The sequence below is a fragment of the Mesorhizobium sp. M4A.F.Ca.ET.022.05.2.1 genome (assembly GCF_003998845.1).
Taxonomy (GTDB): domain Bacteria; phylum Pseudomonadota; class Alphaproteobacteria; order Rhizobiales; family Rhizobiaceae; genus Mesorhizobium.
Window position 1 is genome coordinate 1 of record NZ_RZOJ01000746.1, and the last position, 1,107, is coordinate 1,107.

Annotated in this window: 1 protein-coding gene; it reads left to right on the forward strand. The window is 67.0% G+C overall.

The window, feature by feature from the left end; all coding sequences use genetic code 11:
* Nucleotides 1–2: 2 nt before the first annotated feature.
* Nucleotides 3–1,107 (forward strand): precorrin-3B synthase (gene cobG / locus EN745_RS35090; protein WP_245487914.1); only part of this gene is annotated, 1,105 nt, incomplete at its 3' end.

The window sequence follows — 1,107 nt, forward strand, 5'->3', positions numbered from 1 at the left end:
GTATCATGGAGGTGACCGCGCGCGGCAGTTTGCAGATCCGTGGCCTGACGGCGGAAAGCGCGCGCCTGCTGGCCGCCGAAGTGGATGCGCTGGGGATTGCCGTGCGCACGGGCGTGCCGGTCGAGACCGGGCCACTGGCGGGTATTGACCCACAGGAGGTTGCCGATCCGCGCCCGCTCGCCGAGCGGATCAGGGCGGCCGTTGAAGAGGCCGGGCTGACGCCACAGCTGGGACCGAAGGTTTCGGTGGTGATCGACGGCGGCGGGCAGTTGAGCATCGACGCGGTGACGGCCGACGTAAGGCTGAAGGCGGTGCGGGCCGACGCGGATGTGCAATGGACCGTATCGGTTAGTGGAGACGCGCGCAGTGCCAAGTCGCTAGCGACGATCGATGCGGATGCCGCGCGCGACATCACCGTTGCGGCTCTCCGGATGGTGGCCGAAAAAGGACGAGAGGCGCACACCAGGGATTTGTCGGAGAGACAACTTAATTCACTCGCAAGTTGGCACTCCGTCACCCCCCCCTCTGTCCTGCCGGACATCTCCCCCTCAAGGGGGGAGATTGGCAGCGTCGACGCCGGCTCCCCATTTTCAACGTTGCAGATTAGCGAAACCATCGGCGAGAGCGTAATCTCCCCCCTTGAGGGGGAGATGTCCGGCAGGACAGAGGGGGGGGCCTCGCGCAAACCTATCGGCCTTTTCCCCTTGGCAGGCGACACTTTTGCTCTCGGTATCGGCCTGCCCTACGGCAGCATGCCGGCACAATCGCTCATCGAACTTGCCACGCAAGCCGCCGGCCTCGGCACCACCGAAATGCGCCCGGCTCCCGGCCGTGCCCTGCTTTTGCTCGGCCTCACCGCATCTAACTGCACCTCGCTGCAAAGCTCCGCCGCCGCCCTCGGCTTCGTCACCGACGCCGCCGATCCGCGAACCCGCATCGCTGCCTGCCCCGGCACACCGGCCTGCGCCTCCGGCCGCATCGCCACCCGAGCCATCGCCGAAACCATCGCGGCGCAAAACAGCGACCTCCTCGACGCCTCGCTCAGCCTGCACGTTTCCGGCTGCGCCAAAGGTTGCGCGCATCCCGGCTTGGCCGCCCTCACACTGG